Genomic DNA, 22,795 nt, shown 5'->3' on the forward strand with positions numbered 1-22,795 from the left:
CGGACCCACCGCCGCCGGCATCACCGCCATCGGTATCACCTCCATCGCGGTCGGAGGCGAGGATGTCGAGGACGACGAGGTCGGCGGGCAGGCCGGCGGGTGGGTCCGCCGCGGTCAGCAGAACCCGGACGCCAGCCGTGGTCAGGCGCCGGACGTTCCACGTCCAGGGATGGTCGGATTCCAGGGGCAGGTACCGGGCGCCGATCCGCGCCGCCGCGAGGGCGGCCACGGCGGCCGCGGACGCGTCCTTTGCCGGGAAGAAGCCGGCGACCGGATGGCCCGGACCGCCCGCGGGTCCGGCGATGGCGGCGGTGAGCTGGCCGGCCAGGGCTGTGGCGCGGTCGTCGAGCTCGCCCCGGGTGAGCACCTGGTCGAGGTGGAGCACCGCCGGGGCGTCCCGGTTCGCCTGCGCGTGCCGTCCGACCAGGACCGTCAGCTCCTGCTCCGGCGTCGCACCGGCGGGAGCGGCGGGGGCGATGGCGGCGGGGCGGTCGGGAGTGAACAGGGCGAGGCGGCTCAGGGGGGTGGTCGGGGCGGCGGCGGCGGAGACGAGCAGCGCCTTGAGATGATCGACGATGCGCCGTGCGGCCGGCTCGTCGATCCGTTCGGTGTCGAAGACGAGGGTGGCATGCGGCCGGTCCGGGTGGTCCCAGACATGAAGTTCCAGCGTGAACCGGGTGGAGCCGCGTTCGATGTCGAGCCGGGTGACGGTGGTGCCGGCGAAGCCGAGCCGGTGGTCGGCGAAGTTCTGCAGCGCGAAGACCACCTGGAACAGCGGGTTGACCCCGGCGATCCGTTCCGGGCGGACGTCATCGACGATCATCTCGACGGGCATGTCCTGGTCACCAGCCAGTTGCAGGACGGTCTCGCGGACCCGACCCAGCAGGGTGGCGAAGCCGGGATCACCGCCGGTGTCGACGCGGGCGGGCAGGGTGTTGACGAACAGGCCGACGAGCGGCTGGATCTGCGGGTTCTCCCGGTTGGCGAACAGGGTGCCGATCAGCAGGTCGTCGTCGCCGGTGAGCCGGCGCAGCAGGGCCGACCAGCCGGCCAGCAGTGTCATGAACAGGGAGCAGCCGTGGGTGCGGGCCAGCTCGCGCAGGCCGCGGATCAGGTCCGGTTCAAGGGTGAAGTCGAGGCGCCGGCCGGTGAACGCCGGGTCGGGCGGCTGGGGACGGTCGGTGGCCAGGGCGAGGGCCGCGGGCGGCCGGGCGAGCCGTTCCCGCCAGGGTCCCAGCAACGCTGGCAGGTCGGCGCCGGTCAGCCGCTCGCGCTGCCATTCGGCGTAGTCGCCGTACTGGATCTCCAGCCCGTCCCAGACCGGTTCCTGTCCGAGCGTGCGAGCCTGGTAGGCCCGGTCGAGATCGGCCAGCAGCACGCCCAGCGACCAGCCGTCGACGGCGATGTGGTGCAGCGACAGCATGAGCAGCGCCGCCTCCCCGCCCACCGCGGTGGCGGGCCCGAGAGGGGTGAGGTCCACCCGCAGCACCGGGCCGGTGCCCAGGTCGAACGGCTGGCGGGCGCGGGTGCGCAGGCGTTCGGCGACGGCCGGGTGGGTGACGACGTCGGCGGGTGCGGTCGCCGGGTCGACGGCGCCCAGCCGGTCGGTGGTGAGGTCGGCGGGCAGGCTCGGATGGACCTGCTGGTGCAGCTCGCCGTCGATCTCGAGATAGGTGGTACGCAGGATCTCGTGCCGGTCGACGACGTCGACGACGGCCGCCCGCAGCAGCCCCTCGTCCACCGGGCCGCGCAGGTGCAGCACGAGGGAGACGTTGTAGAACGGGTTCGCCCGGTCCATCCGATGGAAGAACCACATCCGCCGCTGGGCGTACGACGCCGGAAACGTCAGTCCCGACTCGACGGCGGGTTCGGCGGACGGGCCGGTGGCCGGCGCGGACGCCGACCCGGTCCGCGTGTCGAGGCTCATGCGGACTCCCCCTCGCTGGTGGCCGCGGAAGCGGTGGTGGGGACGGTGGTGGGATCGACGCCCGGTGGGTCTGCCGGCGGCACCGGGCGGCCCGCGCCGCGCCGGGCACTGCGGCGGATCCGGGCCCGGCACCCACCGCCACCCGCGCTGCCCGCAGGTCGCGGACGGTCTGCGCCATCGCGGCCACCGACAGCTCGGCGCCGGCGAAGAAGGACCGCACCGACAACGACACGCCCAGCTCGTCGCGCAGCCGGGTGACCAGTTGCATGGCCAGCAGTGACTCGCCGCCGAGCTCGAAGAACCCGTCGCGGACGCCGACCCGGTCAAGTCCCAGCACCTGCTCCCAGGCCCGCGTCAGGGTCTCCTCCAGGTCGTCGCCGGGTGCCTGGTAGGGGGTGGGCAGGTCTGGTCGCCGATCGAACGCCGAGTCGCCGCCGAACACACCGGCCGCGGTCGGCTCCTCGTCGGACGAGCCGGTGGAGCCGCTGGTGGAGATGACCTCGACGCCGCTGGAACCACCGGCCGCGGCGGTGCCCGCGGCACGCTCCGGCTCGGCACCGGTGGCGGCCGAGCCGGTCGCGGCGGGGAGCAGGCCGACGATCAGGGCGTGATCGACCTGGTCGTCGGGCCGGCGGGGGTAGATCAGCGGGTCGGTGAACCCATGGCCGCGCAGCAGGTCCGACCAGGCCCGCGGGGAGAGCACCGGGACAGGTCGCGCAGGTCGTCGTCGTAGAGCCACCAGCCGTCGTAGAGGCCGGCGGTGAGCAGTGCCCACGGCCGCTGCCGGACGGCCTCCACCACGAACAGCTGCCCGCCCGGTGCGAGCAGCGTGGTCAGGTTCGCCGTGGTGGCGTGCAGGTCCGGGGTGGCGTGCAGAACGTTGAAGCCGAGGACGACGTCGTAGCCACCGGGCGCGAGACCCTGGGCGACCGGGTCCGCCCCGACGTCGAACTGGCCGAAGGTCATGAAGTCCAGACCGCGGGCCGCGGCCTCACGCCGCCCGGTGAGGACGAAGGACCGCCCCAGGTCGGTGAAGTGGAAACTGACCCCGGGCAGGCCACGCAGCGCCTCGGCGACCTCCCAGGTCAGGTAGCCGCGTCCGGCACCGACCTCGAGGACGCGCAGCCCACGCGGGCCGGCCTGGGCGGCGAGCATCGCCACCGTCCGGGCGACCAGCGGCAGGTAGACCTGCACGTCGCTGAGTGCGACCTGACGGTCCACGGCCGCCTGGGAGATGTCGGTGACACCGTCGGGCAGCAGCACCTGGTGCCCTTCGATCTCGCCGGCGAACACCTCCGGGTAGCGGGCGACGCACTGGTCGAGCACCCGCAGGTCGACGGCGTACTCCGGGGCGCGGGCGAGGATCGCGGCGGCCAGCGCGGCCCGGGTGTCCTCGAGGCTCGGATCCCGGGTGAACGTGACCGTGGCGTCCGCGGCATCCGTGGCGTCCGCGCCGGTCGTGGGCGTCGTGGTGAAGCCGGCGGTGTCGAGCAGTTGGAGCAGCGCCAGCGCGAAACGGCGGAACTTCGGGATGACCCGCAGGGTGGTGAGAACGTCCCCGACCCGGTGGGTGGTGCCGGCGCGGGTGTCGACGCCGCCTCGGCGCAGGAAGGCACCGGCGTGTCGGGCGCACAGCTCGGTGAGGTCCGCGTCCAGCTCGGGGGACGCCTCGCGCAGGGTGGCCCGGGCGCGGGCGGACGTCTCCTGGCCGGTGATCCAGGTGTCCTGCGCCGCCGGGACGCCGCCGACCGGAGCCAGCCCGCCCGGTTCGGCCCCGCCGGAGACACCGGCCCCGCCGGAGCCCGTCCCGGGGCGGACGCGGGGCGGCGGGTCGAGCCAGAAGCGGCGGCGCTGGAACGGATAGCCGGGCAGGGACACCCGCCGTCCGGTACCGGGACGGCCCAGCGCAGCCCAGTCCACACCGACCCCCTGGGTCCACAGCCGGCCGACGGCGGCGAGCAGCGTGGCATCGTCGGGGACCTGCTCACGCCGGTGGCGCATGAGCGGGACGGCCTCGACATCACTGTCGGTGTTCGCCCCCGCCAGCGAGCACAGGGCCCGTCCCGGGCCGACCTCGACGACGATCCGGCCGCCCCGGCGCAGCTCGACGAGGTTGTCGGCGAACCGCCCCGGTTCCCGGGTGTGCGCCAGCCAGTAGCCGGGGTCGGTGGCCTGCGCGGCGGTGATCCACGTGCCGGTGAGATTCGACAGGTACGGGATGGTCGGCTCGTGCAGGGTCACACCGGCCAGGGCCTCGGCGTAGCGCGGCAGTATCGCGTCCAGCACCGGGGAGTGCACCGCGGTCGGCACCTGCAGTCGGGTGAAGTCCACCCCGTCGGCGACCAGCGCCGCCTCCACGGCCGCCACGGCCCGCTCCGGGCCGGACAGCGTCACACTCGACGGGCTGTTGACACACGCCAGCACCACCTCACCGCCACCCGTCGCCAGGTAGTCGCGGGCCACCGCCGGGGCGAGAGCCACCCCGATCGACACCCCGCCGGCCAGGCGCATGAGCCGTTCCCGTTCGACGACGAGGGTCAGGGTGTCCGCCACCGACAGCACCCCGGCCAGGCAGGCGGCGGTGTACTCGCCCAGGCTGTGCCCGAGCAGCGCCCGCGGTCGGATCCCGGCGGCCAGCACCGTGCGGGCCAGCGCGAGCTCCGTGGCGACGAGCGCGGCGAACCCCACCGGCGCCCGATCGGGACGGTCGAAGGCCGGCCCGGCGGCCCGGTCCGCGGTCAGGGTGGCGTCCGGGCCGTACAGCAGCTCGCGCAGGTCCGCGCCGAGGATCGGGCGCAGGATCTCGGCGCAGCTGTCGATCTGCTCGCGGTAGACGGGTTCGGACTCGTACAGATCCCGTCCCATCCGGTCGTGCTGGGCGCCGGCGCCGGGAAACAGGAACGCGGGTGCCACCGGGGTGGACGGTCGGGCGCCGAGGCCGCCCCGCCCGCGGGCCAGCGCCGCACGGGCACCGGCCAGGTCGTCGGCGACCAGCGCCCACCGGTGGTCGTACTCGTCCCGGCCGGCCTGCAGGGTGAACGCCACATCCGCCAGGTCCACCGCCGGTCGCGCCGCGGGGGTGGCGTCCACCAGCTCGCCGAGCCGGCCGGCCAGGTCCGCACGGGCGGCGGCCAGGGCCGCGGGTGTGCGGGCGGACAACACCAGCAGAGCGGGCCGGCCCACCGGCGGCGTTCCCGGCGGCGGTGCCGAAGGTGTCCGCGACGTGGGGCGCGCGGCGGCGTCCGGTGCGGCGGCGACGGGTGGCGGGGCCTGTTCGAGGACGACGTGGACGTTCGTGCCGCCGACCCCGAAGGCGCTCACCCCGGCCAGGCGGGGCCGTCCCGCCGGATCGTCCGGCCACGGGGTGAGTTCGGCGGCGACCCGGAACGGGCTGTCGGCGAGGTCGACGAGCGGGCTGGGTTCCCGAAAGTGCAGGCTCGGCGGGATCTAGGCCGGTCTCGACGGTCAGGACGGCCTTGATGAACGAGGCGATGCCGGCCGCCGCGTCGAGATGGCCGATGTTGCTCTTGACCGACCCGAGCAGGCAGTAGCCGCGCCGGTCGCTGCTGCGCCGGAACGCCTCGGTGAGGGCCCGGATCTCGATCGGGTCGCCCACGGGTGTCGCGGTGCCGTGCGCCTCGACGTAGCCGATCGCGTCGCCGTCGACGCCGGCCGCCGCGTGCGCGGCGAGCAGCACCTCGGTCTGGCCGGCCATCGCCGGCGCGGTGAAACCGATCTTGCGTCGTCCGTCGGTGTTCATCGCCGAACCGCGGATGACCGCCCGGATCCGGTCCCCGTCGGCGACGGCGTCCTCGAGCCGTTTGAGCAGCACCGCGCCGACACCCTCGCCGGGGACCATCCCGGCCGCGGCGGCGTCGAAGGAGCGTACGTGGCCGTCGGGTGACAGCGGCCCGCCCTCGATGTACCGGTAGCCGCGTCGGCGGTGCGCGCCGACCGCCGCGCCACCGGCCACCGCCATGTCGCAGCGGTAGAGCAACAGGTCCTGGCAGGCGAGGTGGACGGCGGACAGCGACGTCGAGCAGGCCGTCTGCACGGTGATCGCGGGACCGGTGAGGTCCAGCCCGTAGGCGACGCGGGCGGAGAACGCGCTCGGCGAGTTCCCGGCGACGGCGGGCAGGGCCGCCAGCGAACTGGGCCCGCCCGCCAGCCGGGGGTGGATGTTGTCCAGGTAGTACCGGCTCTGGTTCGCCCCCGCGTACACGCCGATCAACCCCGGGTAGGTGGACGGCACCCAGCCGGCCTCCTGCAGCAGGTGGGCGACGGTCTCCAGGAACAGGCGGTGCTGCGGGTCGAGCAGTTCGGCCTCGGTGGGCCGGTAACCGAAGAACTCGGCGTCGAACAGGTCGGTGTTCTCCAGCGAGGCGTCCACCCTCACCAGGTCGGGGCCGCGCAGGTCCGCCGGGTCGCCGCCGGCGGCGAGGAACTGCTCATCGGTGAACGCCGTGATCGACTCGTGGCCGGCGACGAGCCGCGCCCAGAACTCGGCGACGTCCGCGGCCCGGGGGAACCGTCCGGCCAGGGCGATGACCGCCACGGCCGACCCGGCGTCGTCGACGGGCGGGGCCGTGCTGGCGGCGGCGGGGCCGCCGGCGGCGAGGCTGGCCGGCTCGGACATCACGTGGACGCTCCGTTCGGGGAAGGGGGCGTGGGGCCGTCGCCGCGGGCCGGGCCGGCGCGTCGGCGTCGTTCGACGAGCGCGGCACGTGCCCGGGCGGCCCGGTTCTGGGCCTGGGCGAGCAGCGGGTCGGGTCCCGGCGCGGTCGCGCCGCCGGTCGGCGAACCCGGGCCCGGGACGCCACCGGCCTTCGGGCGCGGGCCCGGGCCCGGGGCGGTGTCACCGAGCCAGTCCGCGAGCCGTTCGATCGTGGTGTGGGCGAACAGGTCCAGGACGTCCACCCGCCGGCCCAGCCGACGTTCGAGCTGGTGCTGGACCTGCAGCAGGAGCAGGGAGTGGCCGCCGAGATCGAAGAAGTTGTCGCGGGTGCCGACCCGCTCGACGCCGAGCACCGCCGCCCAGATCGCGGCGAGATCGCTCTGCAGGCCGACGGTGGGCTCCTGGAACGTGGCGTCCCCGACCGCCGGTACGGACGGTGGCGGCGGTCGCAGGGCGGCGACGGCCCGGCGGTCGATCTTCCCGGCCGGTGTCAGTGGCAGGTCCTCCACCTCCGCCACGACTGTCGGCACCATGTGCCGCGGCAGCCGCTGGGCCAGCCAGGTCCGCAGCCCCGCCGCGTCCACCGACGCCGACGACCCGGGGGTGGCCGCTGCCACGGCGGACCCGGTGACGTCCCCGGGCCCGGGGGCATCCGCCGAGGCGGGGGCCCAGTAGGCACGCAGCTCCTCGGCGCCGCCGACGCCGGCACCGACCAGGGCGACCGCCTGGCGCACCGCCGGATGCCGGCCGAGCACATGCTCGATCTCCTCGATCTCGATCCGGAAGCCGTGGAACTTCACCTGGTTGTCGACCCGGCCGAGGAACTCGATCTCCCCGTCGCCGCGGAAACGGGCCAGGTCACCCGTGCGGTACATCCGGGCGCCGGGCAGGTCGCTGAAGGGGTCGGCGACGAAGGCCTGGGCCGTGCGGCGGGCGTCGCCGAGGTAGCCGCGGGCCAGCGGCAACCCGCTGATGTACAGCTCGCCGACCCGGCCGACGGGCACCGGGCGGCAGGCGGCGTCGAGCACCCGGATCCGGGTGTTCGGGTTCGGCCGGCCGATCGAGATCCGCGCGTGCGGCTCGCCCGGGGTGAACATCCGGCACGACACCCCGATCGTCGCCTCCGCCGGACCGTATCCGTGGTACATCCGCGCGTCCCAGTGCGCCCGGAAACGCTGGTAGAGCTCGTCGCGCAGCGCCTCCCCGCCGCACCAGACGTGCCGCAGCGAGCGGCCCGCCGTCGCCACACCCGGCCGCTCGAGCATGACGGCGAGCATGGAGGCGACCACGTAGAAGAACGTCACCGCCTGCTCGCGGATGATGTCGAGCAGGTAGGCGGGGTCGGCGTCGGCCTGCGGTGGGGCGACCACCAGGCGGGCGCCGACCACCAGCGGCAGGAAGATCTCGTTGATCGAGATGTCGAAGCCGATCGGTGCCTTGTGCAGGACGACATCGTCGGCGCCCAGGTCGAGCAGCCCGGCCTGCCAGCGCAGCCGGTTGCAGATCGCCTGATGGCGGATCATCACCCCCTTCGGTGTCCCCGTCGACCCGGAGGTGTAGATCGCGTAGGCGAGGTTCTCCTGGTCGACGGCCACCGGATCCGCGACCACCGCGACCACCGCGCCCATGGCCGCGGGGCCACCGGCGGGGTCGAGCCGGATCGCGGTGAGGCCATCGAGGTCGGGCGGATCCTCGATGTCGTGGCCGAGCACGAGGGCGACGACCTGCGCGCCGCGCGCCACCTCGCTGATCCGGCGCGCGGGCCAGGTCGTCTCCAGCGGCACGAACGCCCCGCCGGCCCGCAGCACCCCGAGCAGCGCGACGACGAGCGCGGCCGACCGGGGCACGCACACCCCCACCATCGTCTCCGGCCCGACGCCGGCGGCACGCAGCCGGTCGGCCAGGCCCTGCGCCCGCTGTTCCAGCTCGGCATAGGTGAGCACCACATCCCCGTCGGCACCGGACCCCGCCGCCCAGGACCCGGTGCTCCCGGCCCCGACAGACCCGGACCCGGCGGACGAACGGTGGGCGAGGCCGACCACGGCGACGGCGTGTGGACGGCGCCGGGCCGCGTCGGCCACCAGCTGCGGCAGGGAACGCTCGACGAGCGGGGCGGACGGCCCGGTCGACCAGACGTCGACGAGCAGGGCGCGTTCCTGCGCGGTGAGAACGTCGACGCGGTCGACCGGAAGGTTCTCGGCGAGCTGCGCGCAGACCCGACCGAAGCGACCGGCGAGCCGCGTCGCGTCCGCGTCGGTGAACCCCGCGCCGGCCACCGCGCTCAGCACGAACCCGTCGGTCTCCTCGACCACCTCGAGGACCAGCGGGAACCGGGAGGTCCCGTTGTGCACCGCGAGTTCGCTGTGGCGCAGCCCGGGCAGCGAGAACGCGCCGAGGGCGGGTGCGCGGTAGGAGAACATGACGTCGAACAGTCCGCCGCCGGCGGCGTCACGATCGCCGCGGCGGATTCCCGCGTCCCGGACCACCTCCTCGAACGGCACGCCCTGATGGGCCCAGGCGGCGAGCCAGGTGTCCCGGGCCGCGTCGAGCAGCGCCCCGAACGTCTCCCGCGGCCGGATCCGGTTGCGCAGGACGATCGTGTTGCCGAAGTTGCCGACGACATCCTCGAACTCCGGCCGTGGCCGCTCGGCCACCGGTGTGCCGAGCGCGATGTCGGCCAGTCCGGTCGAATGGTGCAGCAGCACGGTCGCGGCGGCCACCAGCACGACGTACGGCGAGGTGGCATGTGCCGCCGCGAGCTCCCGGACGCGCGCCGCGTGGGCCGCGGGCAGCCGGACACTCGCCCGCACCGCCTCGACGTCCGCGACCACCGGCCGGGAGCGGTGACCGGCGGGGTGAGGACCGTCGGGGTGCTCCGCAACGCCGCGGCCAGCAGCGGGGGTGTCGGGGTAAGGACGGTGCGCCAGTGCGCGCGGGAACGTTCCAGGCGGGGCGGTTCCCCCTCGCTCCAGCGGGCGTAGTCGGCGTAGGTCGCCCGCGGCTGTGTGGGCGCCGCGGCGTCCCCCTCCCGCCGCGTCCGGTAGGCCGCGGCCAGATCCCGGAACAGGATCGGCCAGCTCAGGTCGTCGCAGGCGATGTGGTGCACCACCAGGTGCAGGACGTGTTCACCGGGTTGGACCCGCAGCAGCTGCGCCCGCAGTGGGAGTTCCGTCGCGAGGTCGAGCGGGCTGCGGCCGAACCGGCGCACGGTCGCGTCGAGTGCCGCCTGGCCGTCCTCGGCGGGCAGGTCACGGACGGTCAGGGTGACCGGTGGCGCGGCGGACGCGGTCAGCACCCGCGCGGTCGGCCCGCCGACGTCCCCCGGCGGGTAGACGGTGCGCAGGATGTCGTGGCGTCCCACCACGTCCCGCAGCGCCCCCTCGAGGGCGGCCACGTCCAGGTCACCGTGGATGCGTGCGCCCACCGACAGGTGGTAGGCGGCGCTGGTCGCCACCAGTCGGTGCAGGAACCAGAACCGGCGCTGTGCGGCGGACAACCCGCCGGTCGTGGCGGTACCGGCCGTCGGCGCCTCCGACGCCGTCGGTGCCGCGGCCAGGCCGTCGGCCGCGAGCAGCCGCCGTCGTAGTTCCCGGCGGGCCTGTTCGAGGTCGGCCCCGGTGAGCCCGGGGTCGGCCGGCGACGCGACGACGCCTGTGGTCGCGGGATCCGCCGCGGTCATCGGGCACCGTCCAGTCCGGCCTCGATCGCGGTCGCTCCTGAGACGGCGGGGGTCGCCCGCAGCTGGGCGGCGACCTCGTCGGGAGGAAGCCGTTCGATCTCCAGGTGGATGCTGGCGATGCGTTCGAGGCGGCCGGGTACCTCGGCGGCGGATGCCAGGGCCCGCGCCGCGCCGACGATGGTGGGCGCGGCCATCAGGCTGTACAGGGAGATCTCCTCGTCCTCGAACACGCCACGCAGCCGGGCGAGGATGCGGGTGGCGGCCAGCGAGTCCCCGCCGAGCTCGAAGAAGTTCTCGTGCGGCCCCGGGGTCGGGCACCCGAGCACCTCGGCCCACAGGCCGGTGAGCACCTCGACCAGCGCGCCGAGATCCGCGGGGACGTCCTCGTCGCGCCGACCGGTACCGATGCCAGCCGCCTCGCCGATGCCAGCCGCCTCCCCGGGGGCGGGCGGCGCCGCGGTGCTCCACCCGCTGTCCGCGGCGTCCGACCGGGTGGCCAGGGCGACCCGGTCGACCTTGCCGGTGGCCGAGCGGGGAAACGTCTCGAGCACGCCCACCCGAGCCGGGACCATCTGCGCCGGCAGCGCCTCGGCCAGGTGGGCCCGCAGCTCGGCGCCGGTCACCGCGCGGCGGTCAGGGCCGGCGCGTCCCGCCGCGTCGGACTCGAGGACGACCCAGCCGATCAGTCCCCGGTGCCCGGGTCGGTCCGGGAACGGCACGGGTGTCACCACCGCCGTACGCACGTCGGGATGGGCGGCGAGCGCCGCCTCGACCTCGGCCAGCTCGATCCGGTGACCGCGGATCTTCACCCGGTGGTCGCGGCGGCCGACGAACTCGATGACCCCGTCCGGGCGGAACCGGCCCAGGTCACCGGTGCGGAACATCCGCTCGCCGGTGCGCGGATGCACGCCGAACGCGGTCGCGGTGCGCTCGGCGTCCTGCCAGTAGCCCCGGGCCACGCCCACCCCGGTGCAGCACAGCTCACCGGTGACGTACGGCGGGCAGTCCTGGTCGGCGTCGTTGAGAATGTGGTAGCGGGCACCGGTGATCGGCCGCCCGTAGGGGATGCTGGGCCCGTCCAGATCGTCGGGCCCGACCCGGTGCCAGATGTTCCACAGCGTCGTCTCGGTCGGCCCGCCGACGCTGACGACCGCCAGGGCCGGGGCGAGGCGGCGCAGCGTGGCCACGGTCGCCAACGGAATCCAGTCACCGCCGAGGTAGGCGACCCGCAGCGTGCCGGGAACCGCCGCCTGGCCGACCGCGACATGCTCGAGCAGCATCTCCATGGTCGCCGGTACCGAGTTCCACAGGGTGACACCGTGCTCGCGCATCAGCTCGGACCAGTGGGCCGGGTCCTCGCGCCGCCGCGTGTCGGGCAGCACCAGGGTGCCGCCCTGGCCGAGCACGCCGAACAGGTCGAACACGGACATGTCGTGGTGCGCGGCGGTCAGCCCGAGCACCCGGTCGTCCGGTCCGACGGCGAACGCGTCGGCGGTGGCACGCAGGCAGTTCACGGCACCCCGATGGGCGATCATCACGCCCTTCGGGGTGCCGGTCGAACCGGACGTGTACAGCAGATAGGCGAGATCATCCGGGCTGGCCCGTCGCGGCGCCGCCGACGGCTCCCCCGGCCTGGCCAGCTCCCCCGACTCGGTCAGGTCCCCCGGCTCGGTCAGGTCCGCAGTGGCACGCAGCGCCTCCTCGACGTGCACCACCCGTGGTTGGGCCCCGCCACCCTCGGGCGGCGCGGCGCACGCGAGGGCCACCGTGGCCGCGGTGCGGGCGTCGACAAGCACCACATCGGTGCGGCAGTCGGCGAGCAGCACGGCCAGACGGCCCGGCGGCTGGGACGGATCAAGCGGAGCGTAGGGGCGACCCGCGAACAACGCGGCGTAGGCGGCGGTGACCTGCCCCCGCCCCTTCTCCATGACGATCGCGACCGGCACATCGGCATCGCCGCCACCGGAACCGGCGGGTTGAGGTGAGCGGCCCGCCAGGGTCCGGGCCAGCCGGGTGGCATCGCGCCACAGCTCGCCGTAGGTCAGCCGCCCGTCCGCCGCGATCACCGCGGGCGCGTCCGGCTGCTGCCGGGCCCACCGCGCGAACAGGTCGTGGACGAGCGTGGGATCCTGCGCCCCATCCTCGAGGGCGGCGCCGACGTCAGCGGTGTGGGCACCCTCGTCGGCGACCTCGACCGGGTCGACCCGGACAAGGTCCGCCGCCCCCCAGACATCCGGGTCCGCGGCCAGCCGGTCCAGCGCGTCCGACCAGGCGGTGAACATCGCGTCGAGCATGCCTGCGGGGAAGACCTCGGCCACCGCGTCCCAGTTGCAGCGCAGTTCACCGCGGCGTTCCTCGAGCTGGACGTCGAGGTAGACCTGCGGCGTCTGCGAGATGGCGTAGCCGGGTCGCAGCAGGCCGTCGAGGATCGTCGGTTCCTCGACCGGCCAGGCGAGGGTGCTGGTGAGCACGACCGGCATCGGCGCCCCGGTCAGGCCACCCCGCAGCCGGGCCAGCTGGCGCAGCACCCACACCCCCTCGGCGGCGGAGTGCTCCAGGTCGGCCCACAGCTGGCGCTGGGTGGCCCTGGCCCGGGCGCGGAACGTGCTGGCGGCCAGCGCGTCGGCGCCACCGTCCACCGCGACGAGGCTGAACGAGGCGAACTCGCCGACCAGGTCCGCGACCCCGGGATACAGCGGGTCACGGTTCATCCGGGGAACGTTCAGCGTGAAGGCGCGGCTCTCGCTCCAGCGCGCGAGAACCTCGGCGTAGACGGTGAGCAGGACGGCGAAGGGTGTCAGACCCATCCCCCGCGCGGTCGCCCGCAACGCCGCCCAGGACGGGGCGTCCAGCACGTGCGCCCGCCGGGTGAAGTGTGCGCCGCGCACCGTCGCCGGATCCCGGGCCAGGGGCAGGTGGGGCAGGTGCGGCAGGCATTCCAGCCAGTACCGGCGGGCGGCGGCCAGCAGCGCCTCGTCGCCGGTGCCGGCGCCGGTACCGGTGCCCTCGGGAGCGTCCCGCGTCCGGTGGGTGAGGACGTAGTCGCGGAAGCTGCCGGCCAGCGGCACGTCGGCGCGGTCGGGATTCTCGTAGTAGAGACACAGGTCGCGGTAGAGCACATGCCAGCTGGCGTAGTCGATGGTGAGCCCGTCGAAACCGACGTGCAGCCGGACCCGGTCGGCAGGTAGCAGGCTAAGTTCGACGGAGAACAACGGCCACCGGGCCGGGTCTGGAACCTCGTGGGACAGTCGGGCACGGGTGTCGGCCAGCGCGCTGTCGACGGTGTCGGCGGATGCGCCGCGCAGATCGTGGCGGCGCAGCGTGAACGTGGGCACCTCGGGCAGGACCCGTTGGGTGGCCGTGGCCGGGTCGATGACGGCCCGGAGCATGGCATGGCGCGCGATCAGCCGCCGCCACGCGGCTTCCAGCCGATCGGGGTCGAGCTGTCCGGGGTCGAGCTGTCCGGGGTCGAGCCGTCCGCCGGGGGCGTCGAACTCGAGGTAGGCGTGCGTGGTCACGCCGCCCAGCGGAAAGGCCTCGCCGCGCCCGATCAGATAGGCCTGCTGGGTCGGGGTCAGCGGGAACGGCCGGTGGGCCTCGTCCGCGGTCGATCCAGGCGAGCCGGAGATCATGGGCTTACCAGTCCCTTCTGTTGACGCGCACGCCGACGGAGACGCCAGGCGGGTCGCTCCGAAGCCCGGCTTTCACCCGGACGAGGGCGAAAACCAGGCCGGCGCGGTCACCCGAGCGCGATCGGACGATCCGCGGCGGTCAGATGTGACGGTCAGATCTGGCCATCACCCGGCGGAATCCTGTTTTCCGCGCAGTGGTACCGGGCCGTGCGGGCGGAGGGCTCGGCTGATTCCCGCGGTGATTTCGTCGATGATCGGAGCCGGATCGGCGTGCAGGTAGAAATGGCCACCGGGAAACACCCGATGATCAAAACGAATGGTCGTGGCATCCACCCAGGCCCGAATATCGGCCACCCGCACGGTCGCGTCGTCCTGGGCGGCGAGAGCGAGTACGGGCACCGGCACCGGCACCTGCACCTGGTCGGGCGGCCGATAGGTCTCGATCAGGCGATAGTCGTTGCGGACGATGGACAGGACGAAGTCAAGCAGTTCCTCGTGCGCGAGAATCGCGTCGTCGGTGCCACCGTGGTCACGCAGCACCCGGACGAACTCCTCGCGCGCCAGGGTGTGGACCCGCCCGGGTCGGGACACCGTCGGCGCCGCTCGGGCCGAGACGACCAGCAGCCGCACCAGGCCCGGCCACTCGGCGAGCCGGCGGGCCGTCTCGTAGGCGACCGACGCACCCATGCTGTGCCCGAACAGCACCAGGGGAACGTCCACGTCGCACGCCGCGGCGGCATCCGCCCCGCCACCGGCCGCGACGGAACCGGCCGCGACGAGGTCGGCGACGGCGGCGGCGATGCCGTCGACCAGTGGGTCCATCTCGTCCACCAACGGTTCGGCAAGGCGGCTCTCCCGCCCGGGATACTGAACGACCCAGACCTCGTGATCATCCGGAAATCCCTGCGCGAAAGCGTTGTACGCGTTGGCGCTCCCCCCGGCATGCGGAAAGACGACCACCCGGCACACCGGTCGCGGGCGCGGATTACGGCACTGCAGCCAGCTGGCGGACCGCACCACCTTCACGACTCGCCTCCAGAGCTCGCCACCACACCGGGGTCACGCCCGGAACGCGCCAGCGCCCGCTCGACAAGATTTCGCCAGCTACGCAGGGTCGGCTCCTCGATCAGGGCGCTGAACGTGACGGGAACGCCAGCGGCGCGCAGCCTCATTGCGATGGTCATAAGAGCGATGGATTCAAGGCCGAGGACGAGCAGGTTGTCGTCCTCGGCGATTTCGACGGGCTCACGCAGTGATTCCGCGACAAGCACCGCCAGGTCGGTTTCCTGCACATCCCACCTCGCCGATGCGCCGTGGCGGGATGTGGTCGGAACACGCACCTGTGACCGACCGACCGACCCGGCTACCCTGAGTCCTGGATTACTTAGGTCAACTTAACCTTAGTAGTGCTCCATCTAGCTGGCAAGCCCTTCGCGCCACCCGGATCGCACAAGCGAACAGATCGACACCGCGAGCAGCCACCCGACCCCGCCCGCCAAACACCGCGGCACATGGCACAACCTGGCCCGCCAGGCCCAGCACCGCACCGGCAGCGCACCAAAACAAACACGATCCGTACGCATAGCATCACTTGATTGATAGAAGGTTAGGCTACCCTTCTTTGCGATGCGAATGACGCAAAGTTAGCGGGTGGAGACGAGGCGCCTCAACCGTCCCGCCACAATGTGTTCTGTCTCACATGAGATCGGCGGTCGACGGCGGAACCGTGGCCGGCCGGAGCAGATAGCGAACGCCGGTGACCCGTTCGGACTCGGCCCACAACAGGCGCTGACCGGCGCGGTCGCGGGCGGCCCGACCCGCCCGGGCGAACGCCGGCGCCCCCGTCGCGCCGAATAGCCCGTCCGGACCGTAGTACTCGCCACCGCGCGCGGTGGGGTCCACGGCCGCCCGGAGCGGCGCCAGCGCTCCGGCCTGCGCGCTGTGGATGAGCCAGCTCATCACCGGGCTCATCTGGTCGGTCATGAAGGCACGCATCACCGCTGGCAGCTCGCGCGCCAACCCGGTCCGGGCCACTCCCGGATGGGCGGCCACCGCGATGGTCGACGCACCCACGGCGGCCAGCCGCCGCTGCAGTTCGAAGGCGAACATCAGCATCGCGAGCTTCGAGGCCGGATACTGCCGCCGCCCCGTCGACCCCGACACCGAGGCCGGGCCGAACGGCGGGCAGCCGGCGGCGAGGCCGACCGGGTCGATCCGGCCGACGTGGTGCGCGAGGCTGCTCAGCACGATGACCCGTGAGCCCGGGCTGACGAGCAGGCGGTCCAGCAGCAGACCAGTGAGGGCGAAGCGCCCAAGGTAGTTGACACCCAGTGTCCGGTCGAACCCGTCCTCGGTGGTGGACTCGGTCGGCCGCATCACTCCGGCGTTGTTGATCAGGAGGTCGAGTGCCGGATGCTCGGCCCGGATCTGCTCGGCCGCCGCATGCACCGAGGCCAGCGCGGCGAGATCGAGGTGCTGCACCCGGATGTCCGCCACCGGGTGCCGCCCCGCCGCGGCGATGTCGGCGCGGATGCGACCCGCGGCCTGCCGCGCCAGCGGAAGATCACGGCAGGCTAGGACGACGGTGGCACCCCGCCCGGCAAGCATCCGGGACATCTGGAAGCCGATCCCGGCGTCGGCACCGGTGACGACGACACGCCGCCCGCGCAGGTCCGGCAGATCGGCGAGCCCCCAGCCGGGCGTCCCGCGGTCACGACGGTGCATGCGATCGACTCCCGTCCGCTCTCCCCCGACGAATCTCCCGCGTCCCGATGCGGCCCTCCCGCGTCCTGATGCAGCTCTCCCGCGTACCGATGCGGCCCGGCTACCGTCCTCAGGTCACACCGGCTCCAGCAGGACGAGCGGGATGACACGCTCGGTCTTCGCCTCGTAACCGCGGTACCAGCGGTTCCTGACGACCAGCGGCCACAGCTGCCCGCGTTCCTGCGGGGTGGCCGGACGAGCCAGCATCGACCGCCACTGTTCGCCCCTGGCCCGCACCTGGACCTTCGGATGCGCGCACATGTTGAGGAACCAGTCGGGATCCCGGTCATCGCCGCCCCGGGAGGCCACCAGCACGATCGTGGATCCCTGCCGCACCGGCGAGGTCAGCCGCAGGGTGTGCGGACGTCCGGAACGCCGACCGGTGGTGATCACCTCAAGAACCGGCATGCCGGCGGCCCGCCAGCCCAGGCGCCCCCCGGTCAACCGGACGAGCACACCATGCGCACGGTTGAGCAGCCTGAACTTCTGGTCACTCGCCATCCCTAGAACCTCCTGCCCGCGTCCACCGGGATATTCAACCGATCCTGTCGTCCGGCGCTCGGCGCGGGTACGGATTGTCTCGTTTCTGTCCCCCGAACGCGGGCCCCCGTCCCTCGGTCGAACCTGCTGGTCATACCCGTCGGACGGACGGGTATGACCGGTATGACGGGTGAAACCGCCGGGCCGGCCCTGCCGGTCGGATCCGCCGGAGGGGTCCATCGGACGAAGGGCTCCGAACCGCCGGCCAGGATGCCGGACCGAGGTCCGCGGGCGAGGATCGGGGTGGTGCGCGGGCCGCCCCGCAGCTGCGGACGCTGTCCCGCGCCCGTGACTCCGAGCCCGGCCGCCGCCGCGAAGGGACGCTGCCCATGAGCACGGTCGTCGTCGACCCGCTTGTGCTGCCGAGCACCGACGAGCTGCGGGAACGCGCCCTGGCCGCCCTGCGCCGCTGCGGCGTCACCACGGCAGGGCACACCGGCGACACGATCACCGTCCGGACGCCGATCACCGGGGCGGATCTGTTCGACGTCCCGGCCGCGGACACCCGCGACGTGGCCGCGGCGATCGACGCGGCACACGAGGCGTTCGGACGCTGGCGGATGGTGCCGGCGCCCGCCCGGGGCGCGCTGGTGAAGCGGTTCGGCGAACTGGTGGGTCGACACCGCGCCGATCTGGCCGATCTGGCCGATCTGATCGGCATCGAGGTCGGCAAGATTCGTTCCGAGGCACTCGGCGAGGTCCAGGAGATGATCGACATCTGCGACCTGGCGGTCGGGCTGTCCCGTCAGCTCACCGGGCGCACCATGCCCTCGGAGCGGCCGGGCCACCGGCTGATGGAGACCTGGCACCCGCTCGGCGTGGTCGGCGTGATCTCGGCGTTCAACTTTCCGGCGGCGGTGTGGTCGTGGAACGTGGCGCTGGCGACCGTCTGCGGGAACACGATGGTGTGGAAGCCGTCACCGCGTGCCGTGCTCACCGCCACCGCGTGCACGGCTCTGTTCGACCGGGCGGCGGCCGACGTCGGCGCGCCGGCCAACCTGAACGTCCTGGTCATCGCCAGCGCGGCGGACGCGGCGGTGCTCGTCGACAGTCCGCGGGTGCCGCTGGTGAGCGCCACCGGCTCGCAGGCCATGGGTGAGCGGATCGCCCCCCGGGTCGCCGCCCGGTTCGGTCGGGTCATCCTCGAACTCGGTGGGAACAACGCGGCCGTGGTCACTCCGTCCGCGGATCTCGATCTCACGACCCGCGCCGTCGTCTTCGCCGCTGTGGGCACCGCCGGTCAGCGGTGCACCACACTGCGCCGACTGATCGTCCACGAGTCGATCGCGGACGAGGTCGCCGCCCGCCTGCGCGCCGCGTACGCCCGGCTGCCGATCGGCGACCCGTTCACCGAGGGCACACTCGTCGGCCCACTGATCGACGGCCAGGCCCACCAGAGCATGGCCCGGGCCCTGCGGCAGGCCGTCGCGGACGGCGGCACGATCCTCACCGGCGGCGACCGGCGCCCCACCGGCACGTCCGCGTTCTATGTGGAGCCGGCGCTGGTGCGCATGCCGGCGCAGACCGCGATCGTGCGCGCCGAGACCTTCGCCCCCATCCTCTACCTGTTGACCTACCGCACTCTGGACGAGGCGATCGCGCTGCACAACGACGTCCCGCAGGGCCTGTCCTCGTCGATCTTCACCACCGACCAGCGCGAGGCCGAACGTTTCCTGGCCGCGGACGGATCGGACTGCGGCCTCGTGAACGTCAACATCGGCACGTCCGGCGCGGAGATCGGCGGCGCGTTCGGCGGCGAGAAGGCCACCGGTGGCGGCCGTGAGGCGGGCTCGGACGCCTGGCGCGCCTACATGCGCCGCGCCACGAACACCATCAACTACTCGGGCGCCCTCCCCCTCGCCCAGCACATCGACTTCGCCTGACCCGCACCACCGAATCCGCACCCATGAAGATCGACGAGGGACGGTCCGGCGTTCGTGCGTCACGAGATCCGACCGCAGGCCATTCGATACATGAAGCGACGATGCGAGTACGTGTAGCGACGCAGGGGTAGGTATCCGGCTCGGGGCACGGACGCGGGGAGCGCGGTGAACGTGCCGGGTTGACGCAGCTGCCAGAAAGGCGCCCTGATGCCGATTCTCTGCCGCCCGTCCGTCGCGGTGCCCGAACATGTGATCACCATGGCGCAGACCCTGGACCTGGCCCGCCGGCTGCACGCCGACCACCCCCGGCTCGACCTGGCGTTACAGCTGATCGCGCATACGGGGGTGCGGGAACGCCATCTCGTTCAGCCGATCGCGCAGACGCTGACCCATCCGGGACTCGAGGCCCGCAACAACCTCTACGCGCGCGAGGCACGGCGCCGCGTGCCACCGGTGGTACAGGGCGCGCTGCGCTCCGCCGGGGTCGGCGCCGCCGACATCGACGCGATCATCTTCGTCTCCTGCACCGGGTTCCTGATGCCGTCGATGACCGCCTGGATGATCAACAATCTGGGGTTCCGGTCCGACACCCGGCAGATCCCGATCGCGCAGCTGGGCTGTGCCGCCAGCGGGGCCGCGATCAACCGGGCGGCCGACTTCTGCCTCGCCTACCCGGACGCGAACGTGCTGATCGTCGCCTGCGAGTTCTGCTCGCTGTGCTACCAGCCGGACGATGTCGAGGTCGGCAACCTGCTGGCCAACGGCCTGTTCGGCGATGCGGTGGCCGCCGCGGTGGTGGTGCGCGGCGGGGGCGAGCCGGGGCTGCGGGGCGTCGAACTGGAACGCAACGGCTCGTACCTGGTGCCGGACACCGAGGGCTGGATCTCCTACGCGGTGCGATCGACGGGCTTCCACTTCCAGCTCGACCGGCGGGTCCCGACCACCATGGCAATGCTCGCCCCGGCGCTGCACACCCTGGCCCGCAGTCACGGCTGGGAGGCCGGTGACCTCGACTTCTACATCATCCACGCCGGCGGCCCGCGCATCCTCGACGATCTGGGCGCCATCCTGAACGTCGAGGCCGCCGCGTTCCGCCACAGCCGGGCGACCCTCACCGACTACGGCAACATCGCAAGCGCCGTTGTCCTCGACGCGCTGCGCCGGATGTTCGACGACGACGCGCTCGACCCCGGCGCCCGCGGCATGATCGCCGGTTTCGGCCCGGGCATCACGGCCGAGACCTGTATCGGTACCTGGACCAGCTGCCCCGACCGCCCCCTGGACGACCGTTCCGAGGAAGGACGCGCGCATGCCCGCCAGAACCCGCGTGAAGCCGAACCCCACAGCACCGGCCGGCCCCCCGTCCGCTACGACGGTGTCCGTCACCTCGCGGACCGATCCGGCACCGGCCGACGTGGTGCACTGCCCGTTCGACCACGGTGACGCGCTCGAACCCGACCCGCTGCTGGAACGACTGCGCGACGAACGGCCGATCACCCGGATCACGATGCCGCACGGTGCGGACTGGGCGTGGCTGGTGACGCGGTACGACGATGTGCGCCGGGTGGTCAGCGACCCGCGGTTCAGCCGGGCCGCCACCGTCGGTCGGGACCTGCCGCGCATGACCCCCGAACCGATCGCCCAGCCCGACGCGATCAATCTGATGGACCCACCCGGTCTCACCCGACTGCGCCGTCTGGCCGCCCAGGCCCTCGCGCCCGAGCAGATCACCCGGCTGACCCCCCGCATCCAGACCATCGTGGACGGCCTGCTCGACGAGCTCGCCGCCGCCGGTCCCCCGGCGGAGTTCACCCGGCGGTTCGCCGCCCGGCTGCCCCTGGACACGATCTGCGAGCTGATGGCGATCTCCCCGCACGACCGGCCACAGATCCGCCGCTGGGTCCTCGACCTCATGTCCACCAGCGTCGGCGCCGAGGCCAGCCGCGCGGCCAAGGCGTCCCTGCGCACCCACTTCCGCGAGCTCGCCATCCAGCGCCGCCGCCACCCCGGCGACGATCTGATCAGCACCCTCGCCACCGCCCGCGAGGGCGCGAACGGTGCGAACGGCACGGACTCCCTCGACGACACCGAGCTTGGCGTGATGGCCCTCGTGCTCACCGTGAACGGCCACGACACCAGCACCTACCAGCTCAGCAACATCCTCTACACCCTGCTCACCCACCCCGCCGAGCTCGCCCGGGTCCGCGCCCACCCCGAACTGCTCGACCAGGCCCTCGAGGAGATCCTGCGCCACATCCCGTTCCGCCAGGGGGTCGGCATCGCCCGGATCGCCCGCACCGACGTGGACCTCGGTGGCGTGACGATCCGCGCCGGCGAGGCCGTGCACGTCTCCTACCTGGCCGCCAACCGCGACCCCGCGGTGTTCGACCACCCGGGCGACCTCGACCTCGACCGCCCGCCGACCACCCACTTCGCCTTCGGCCACGGCATCCACTACTGCCTCGGTGCGAACCTGGCCCGCGCCGTCCTGCGCCTGGCCTTCGCCACCCTGCTGGCCCGCTTCCCCACCCTGCGCCTGGCCGTCCCCGCGGACGAGATCCCCTGGCACACCGGCTCCATCTGGCGCTACCCCGAACGCCTCCCCATCACCTGGTGACACCCTCATCACCCGCAGGCCACGAGATCGATGGGATGCGTGAGACGCTGCGCCATCAGATCCAGGCCGCGCCGGCGAAATGGACCGTGGGGCTCCGGAAGTTCCTGACCGCCGACGCGGTCGCCGCGTCGAACTCCATCGAGGGCTTCACGGTAGCGACCATCGACGTCGAGGACCTGATGGACGGCGAGCGAGATGTCGAGGTCTCCGACGAGAACCGCGAGGAGACCCTCGCCTGTCCGCGGATGATGACCTCCCTCCAGACACTCCACGACGCCGAGGATTTCCGCTACGGCAAAGGCCTGATCAACGCACTGCACTGGATGCTGCAGGGCCACCATCACACCGTGCGCCGACCGGCCGGTCAGTGGCGCCGCGGCTTGGTATACGTCACCGATGCCCGCGACCCCAGCATCGCGGCCTATACGGCGCCGGATGCCGAGACCGTTCCGGCGCTGATGGCGGAACTCGTCGACTGGCTCAACAACGACGACGGCACCCCCGCGCTCGTGCGCGCGGCCATGGCGCATCTGCACCTGGTGTCCATCCACCCCTGGGCCGACGGAAACGGTCGGATGTCCCGTTCCCTGCAGACCCTCATGATCGCACGCGAGGGCGTCCTCGCCCCGGAGTTCTCCTCCATCGAGGCGTGGCTCGGCCGCCCCGGCAACACCTGGGAGTACTACCGCGAACTCGCAGACCGGGGCCCGACCTACCTTCCCGACCAGGACGTCTCCAGCTGGATCAGGTTCAACCTGACCGCCTGTCACCAGCAGGCCCAGACCGTGGCGGGCCGGCTCGACCGCTCCGGGCGGGTATGGGGCGCACTCACCTCGTTCGCCGACAGCACCCGTCTGGACGAGCGGGGGGTCACCGCCCTGCACGACGTGGCCATGGCCGGACGGGTACGCCGCTCACGCTACGAACACGCGGAGGGCCTGAGCCTGCAACAGGCCCAACGCGATCTCCGCGATCTCACCACCGCCCAGATCCTGGCGCCGGTCGGTCGCACCCGAGCCCGCTACTACACCGCGGGCCCACGCTTCCCCCAGGCTGCCCTCGACCTCGCCCACACCCCA

At 73.1% G+C, this 22,795-nt stretch carries 14 protein-coding genes and 3 pseudogenes; 6 read left to right on the forward strand and 11 right to left on the reverse strand.

Annotated elements, in window-relative coordinates; genetic code table 11:
- The coding region (locus tag G6R24_RS07255; protein ID WP_225438226.1) for a condensation domain-containing protein at positions 1-1,927 on the reverse strand (1,927 nt) is incomplete at its 3' end.
- A 64-nt stretch (positions 1,928-1,991) separates the two neighbouring features.
- Here G6R24_RS07255 and G6R24_RS07260 point away from each other — a divergent pair.
- On the forward strand, positions 1,992-2,207 hold the full coding sequence (locus G6R24_RS07260) for a hypothetical protein (RefSeq protein WP_163548395.1): 216 nt from the start codon (positions 1,992-1,994) through the stop codon (positions 2,205-2,207).
- On the opposite strand, the pseudogene G6R24_RS23980 reads toward G6R24_RS07260, so the two are convergent.
- Positions 2,190-2,369, reverse strand: a pseudogene (locus G6R24_RS23980) (phosphopantetheine-binding protein); the annotation flags it as partial. The gene G6R24_RS07260 and the pseudogene G6R24_RS23980 overlap by 18 nt on opposite strands.
- On the opposite strand from G6R24_RS23980, the gene G6R24_RS21605 reads away from it, so the two are divergent.
- A complete protein-coding gene (locus G6R24_RS21605; protein WP_175087855.1) occupies positions 2,323-2,538 on the forward strand; it encodes a hypothetical protein in 216 nt (71 codons plus the stop codon). The pseudogene G6R24_RS23980 and the gene G6R24_RS21605 overlap by 47 nt on opposite strands.
- A gap of 31 nt (positions 2,539-2,569) precedes the next feature.
- On the opposite strand, the gene G6R24_RS07270 is transcribed toward G6R24_RS21605, so the two are convergent.
- The 9 genes and pseudogenes from G6R24_RS07270 to G6R24_RS07310 form a co-directional block, all read right to left on the reverse strand.
- Complete coding sequence (locus G6R24_RS07270; RefSeq protein ID WP_338084417.1) at positions 2,570-5,374, reverse strand: acyltransferase domain-containing protein; 2,805 nt, start codon at positions 5,372-5,374, stop codon at positions 2,570-2,572.
- 55 nt (positions 5,375-5,429) lie between these two features.
- A pseudogene (locus G6R24_RS23985) lies at positions 5,430-6,563 on the reverse strand (beta-ketoacyl [acyl carrier protein] synthase domain-containing protein); the annotation flags it as partial.
- Complete coding sequence (locus tag G6R24_RS07280; protein WP_254592516.1) at positions 6,563-9,433, reverse strand: non-ribosomal peptide synthetase; 2,871 nt, start codon at positions 9,431-9,433, stop codon at positions 6,563-6,565. The gene G6R24_RS07280 and the pseudogene G6R24_RS23985, both read right to left, overlap by 1 nt.
- A gap of 131 nt (positions 9,434-9,564) precedes the next feature.
- Positions 9,565-10,281, reverse strand: a pseudogene (locus tag G6R24_RS23990) (condensation domain-containing protein); the annotation flags it as partial.
- Positions 10,278-13,913 (reverse strand): non-ribosomal peptide synthetase, encoded by a 3,636-nt coding sequence (locus G6R24_RS07290; RefSeq protein WP_163548400.1) that lies wholly within the window; start codon positions 13,911-13,913, stop codon positions 10,278-10,280. The gene G6R24_RS07290 and the pseudogene G6R24_RS23990, both read right to left, overlap by 4 nt.
- A 165-nt stretch (positions 13,914-14,078) precedes the next feature.
- Positions 14,079-14,873 carry a thioesterase II family protein gene (locus G6R24_RS07295; protein ID WP_163548401.1) on the reverse strand — a complete coding sequence of 265 codons (795 nt, stop codon included), beginning with the start codon at positions 14,871-14,873 and terminating at the stop codon, positions 14,079-14,081.
- A gap of 62 nt (positions 14,874-14,935) precedes the next feature.
- The gene (locus G6R24_RS07300) at positions 14,936-15,205 is read right to left on the reverse strand and encodes a phosphopantetheine-binding protein (RefSeq protein ID WP_163548402.1); all 270 of its coding nucleotides are present in this window, start codon (positions 15,203-15,205) and stop codon (positions 14,936-14,938) included.
- 403 nt (positions 15,206-15,608) lie between these two features.
- On the reverse strand, positions 15,609-16,637 hold the full coding sequence (locus G6R24_RS07305; protein ID WP_163548403.1) for an oxidoreductase: 1,029 nt from the start codon (positions 16,635-16,637) through the stop codon (positions 15,609-15,611).
- A 114-nt stretch (positions 16,638-16,751) separates the two neighbouring features.
- Positions 16,752-17,177 (reverse strand): nitroreductase/quinone reductase family protein, encoded by a 426-nt coding sequence (locus tag G6R24_RS07310; RefSeq protein ID WP_163548404.1) that lies wholly within the window; start codon positions 17,175-17,177, stop codon positions 16,752-16,754.
- Between the two features lie 368 nt (positions 17,178-17,545).
- On the opposite strand from G6R24_RS07310, the gene amaB reads away from it, so the two are divergent.
- The 4 genes from amaB to G6R24_RS07330 all read left to right on the forward strand — a co-directional run.
- Positions 17,546-19,099: an L-piperidine-6-carboxylate dehydrogenase gene (gene amaB, locus G6R24_RS07315; RefSeq protein ID WP_163548405.1), complete on the forward strand. Its 1,554-nt coding sequence runs from the start codon at positions 17,546-17,548 to the stop codon at positions 19,097-19,099.
- Between the two features lie 207 nt (positions 19,100-19,306).
- A complete protein-coding gene (locus G6R24_RS22000) occupies positions 19,307-20,542 on the forward strand; it encodes a type III polyketide synthase (protein ID WP_163548406.1) in 1,236 nt (411 codons plus the stop codon).
- Positions 20,517-21,716, forward strand: a complete 1,200-nt coding sequence (locus G6R24_RS07325; protein ID WP_276529336.1) for a cytochrome P450 — start codon at positions 20,517-20,519, stop codon at positions 21,714-21,716. Before G6R24_RS22000 ends, G6R24_RS07325 begins: the two co-directional genes overlap by 26 nt.
- 35 nt (positions 21,717-21,751) lie before the next feature.
- Positions 21,752-22,795: Fic family protein (locus G6R24_RS07330; protein ID WP_163548408.1), on the forward strand; the 1,044-nt coding region annotated here is incomplete at its 3' end.

Source organism: Candidatus Frankia nodulisporulans (assembly GCF_902806475.1).
GTDB lineage: Bacteria > Actinomycetota > Actinomycetes > Frankiales > Frankiaceae > Frankia > Frankia umida.

What these genes read in the sequence shown, in the direction of transcription:
- G6R24_RS07290 (WP_163548400.1), bottom strand. Translation starts at nt 13,913, where the DNA reads ATGATCTCCGGCTCGCCTGGATCGACCGCGGACGAGGCCCACCGGCCG.
- G6R24_RS07305 (WP_163548403.1), bottom strand. Translation starts at nt 16,637, where the DNA reads ATGCACCGTCGTGACCGCGGGACGCCCGGCTGGGGGCTCGCCGATCTG.
- G6R24_RS07310 (WP_163548404.1), bottom strand. Translation starts at nt 17,177, where the DNA reads ATGGCGAGTGACCAGAAGTTCAGGCTGCTCAACCGTGCGCATGGTGTG.
- amaB (WP_163548405.1), top strand. Translation starts at nt 17,546, where the DNA reads ATGAGCACGGTCGTCGTCGACCCGCTTGTGCTGCCGAGCACCGACGAG.
- G6R24_RS22000 (WP_163548406.1), top strand. Translation starts at nt 19,307, where the DNA reads ATGCCGATTCTCTGCCGCCCGTCCGTCGCGGTGCCCGAACATGTGATC.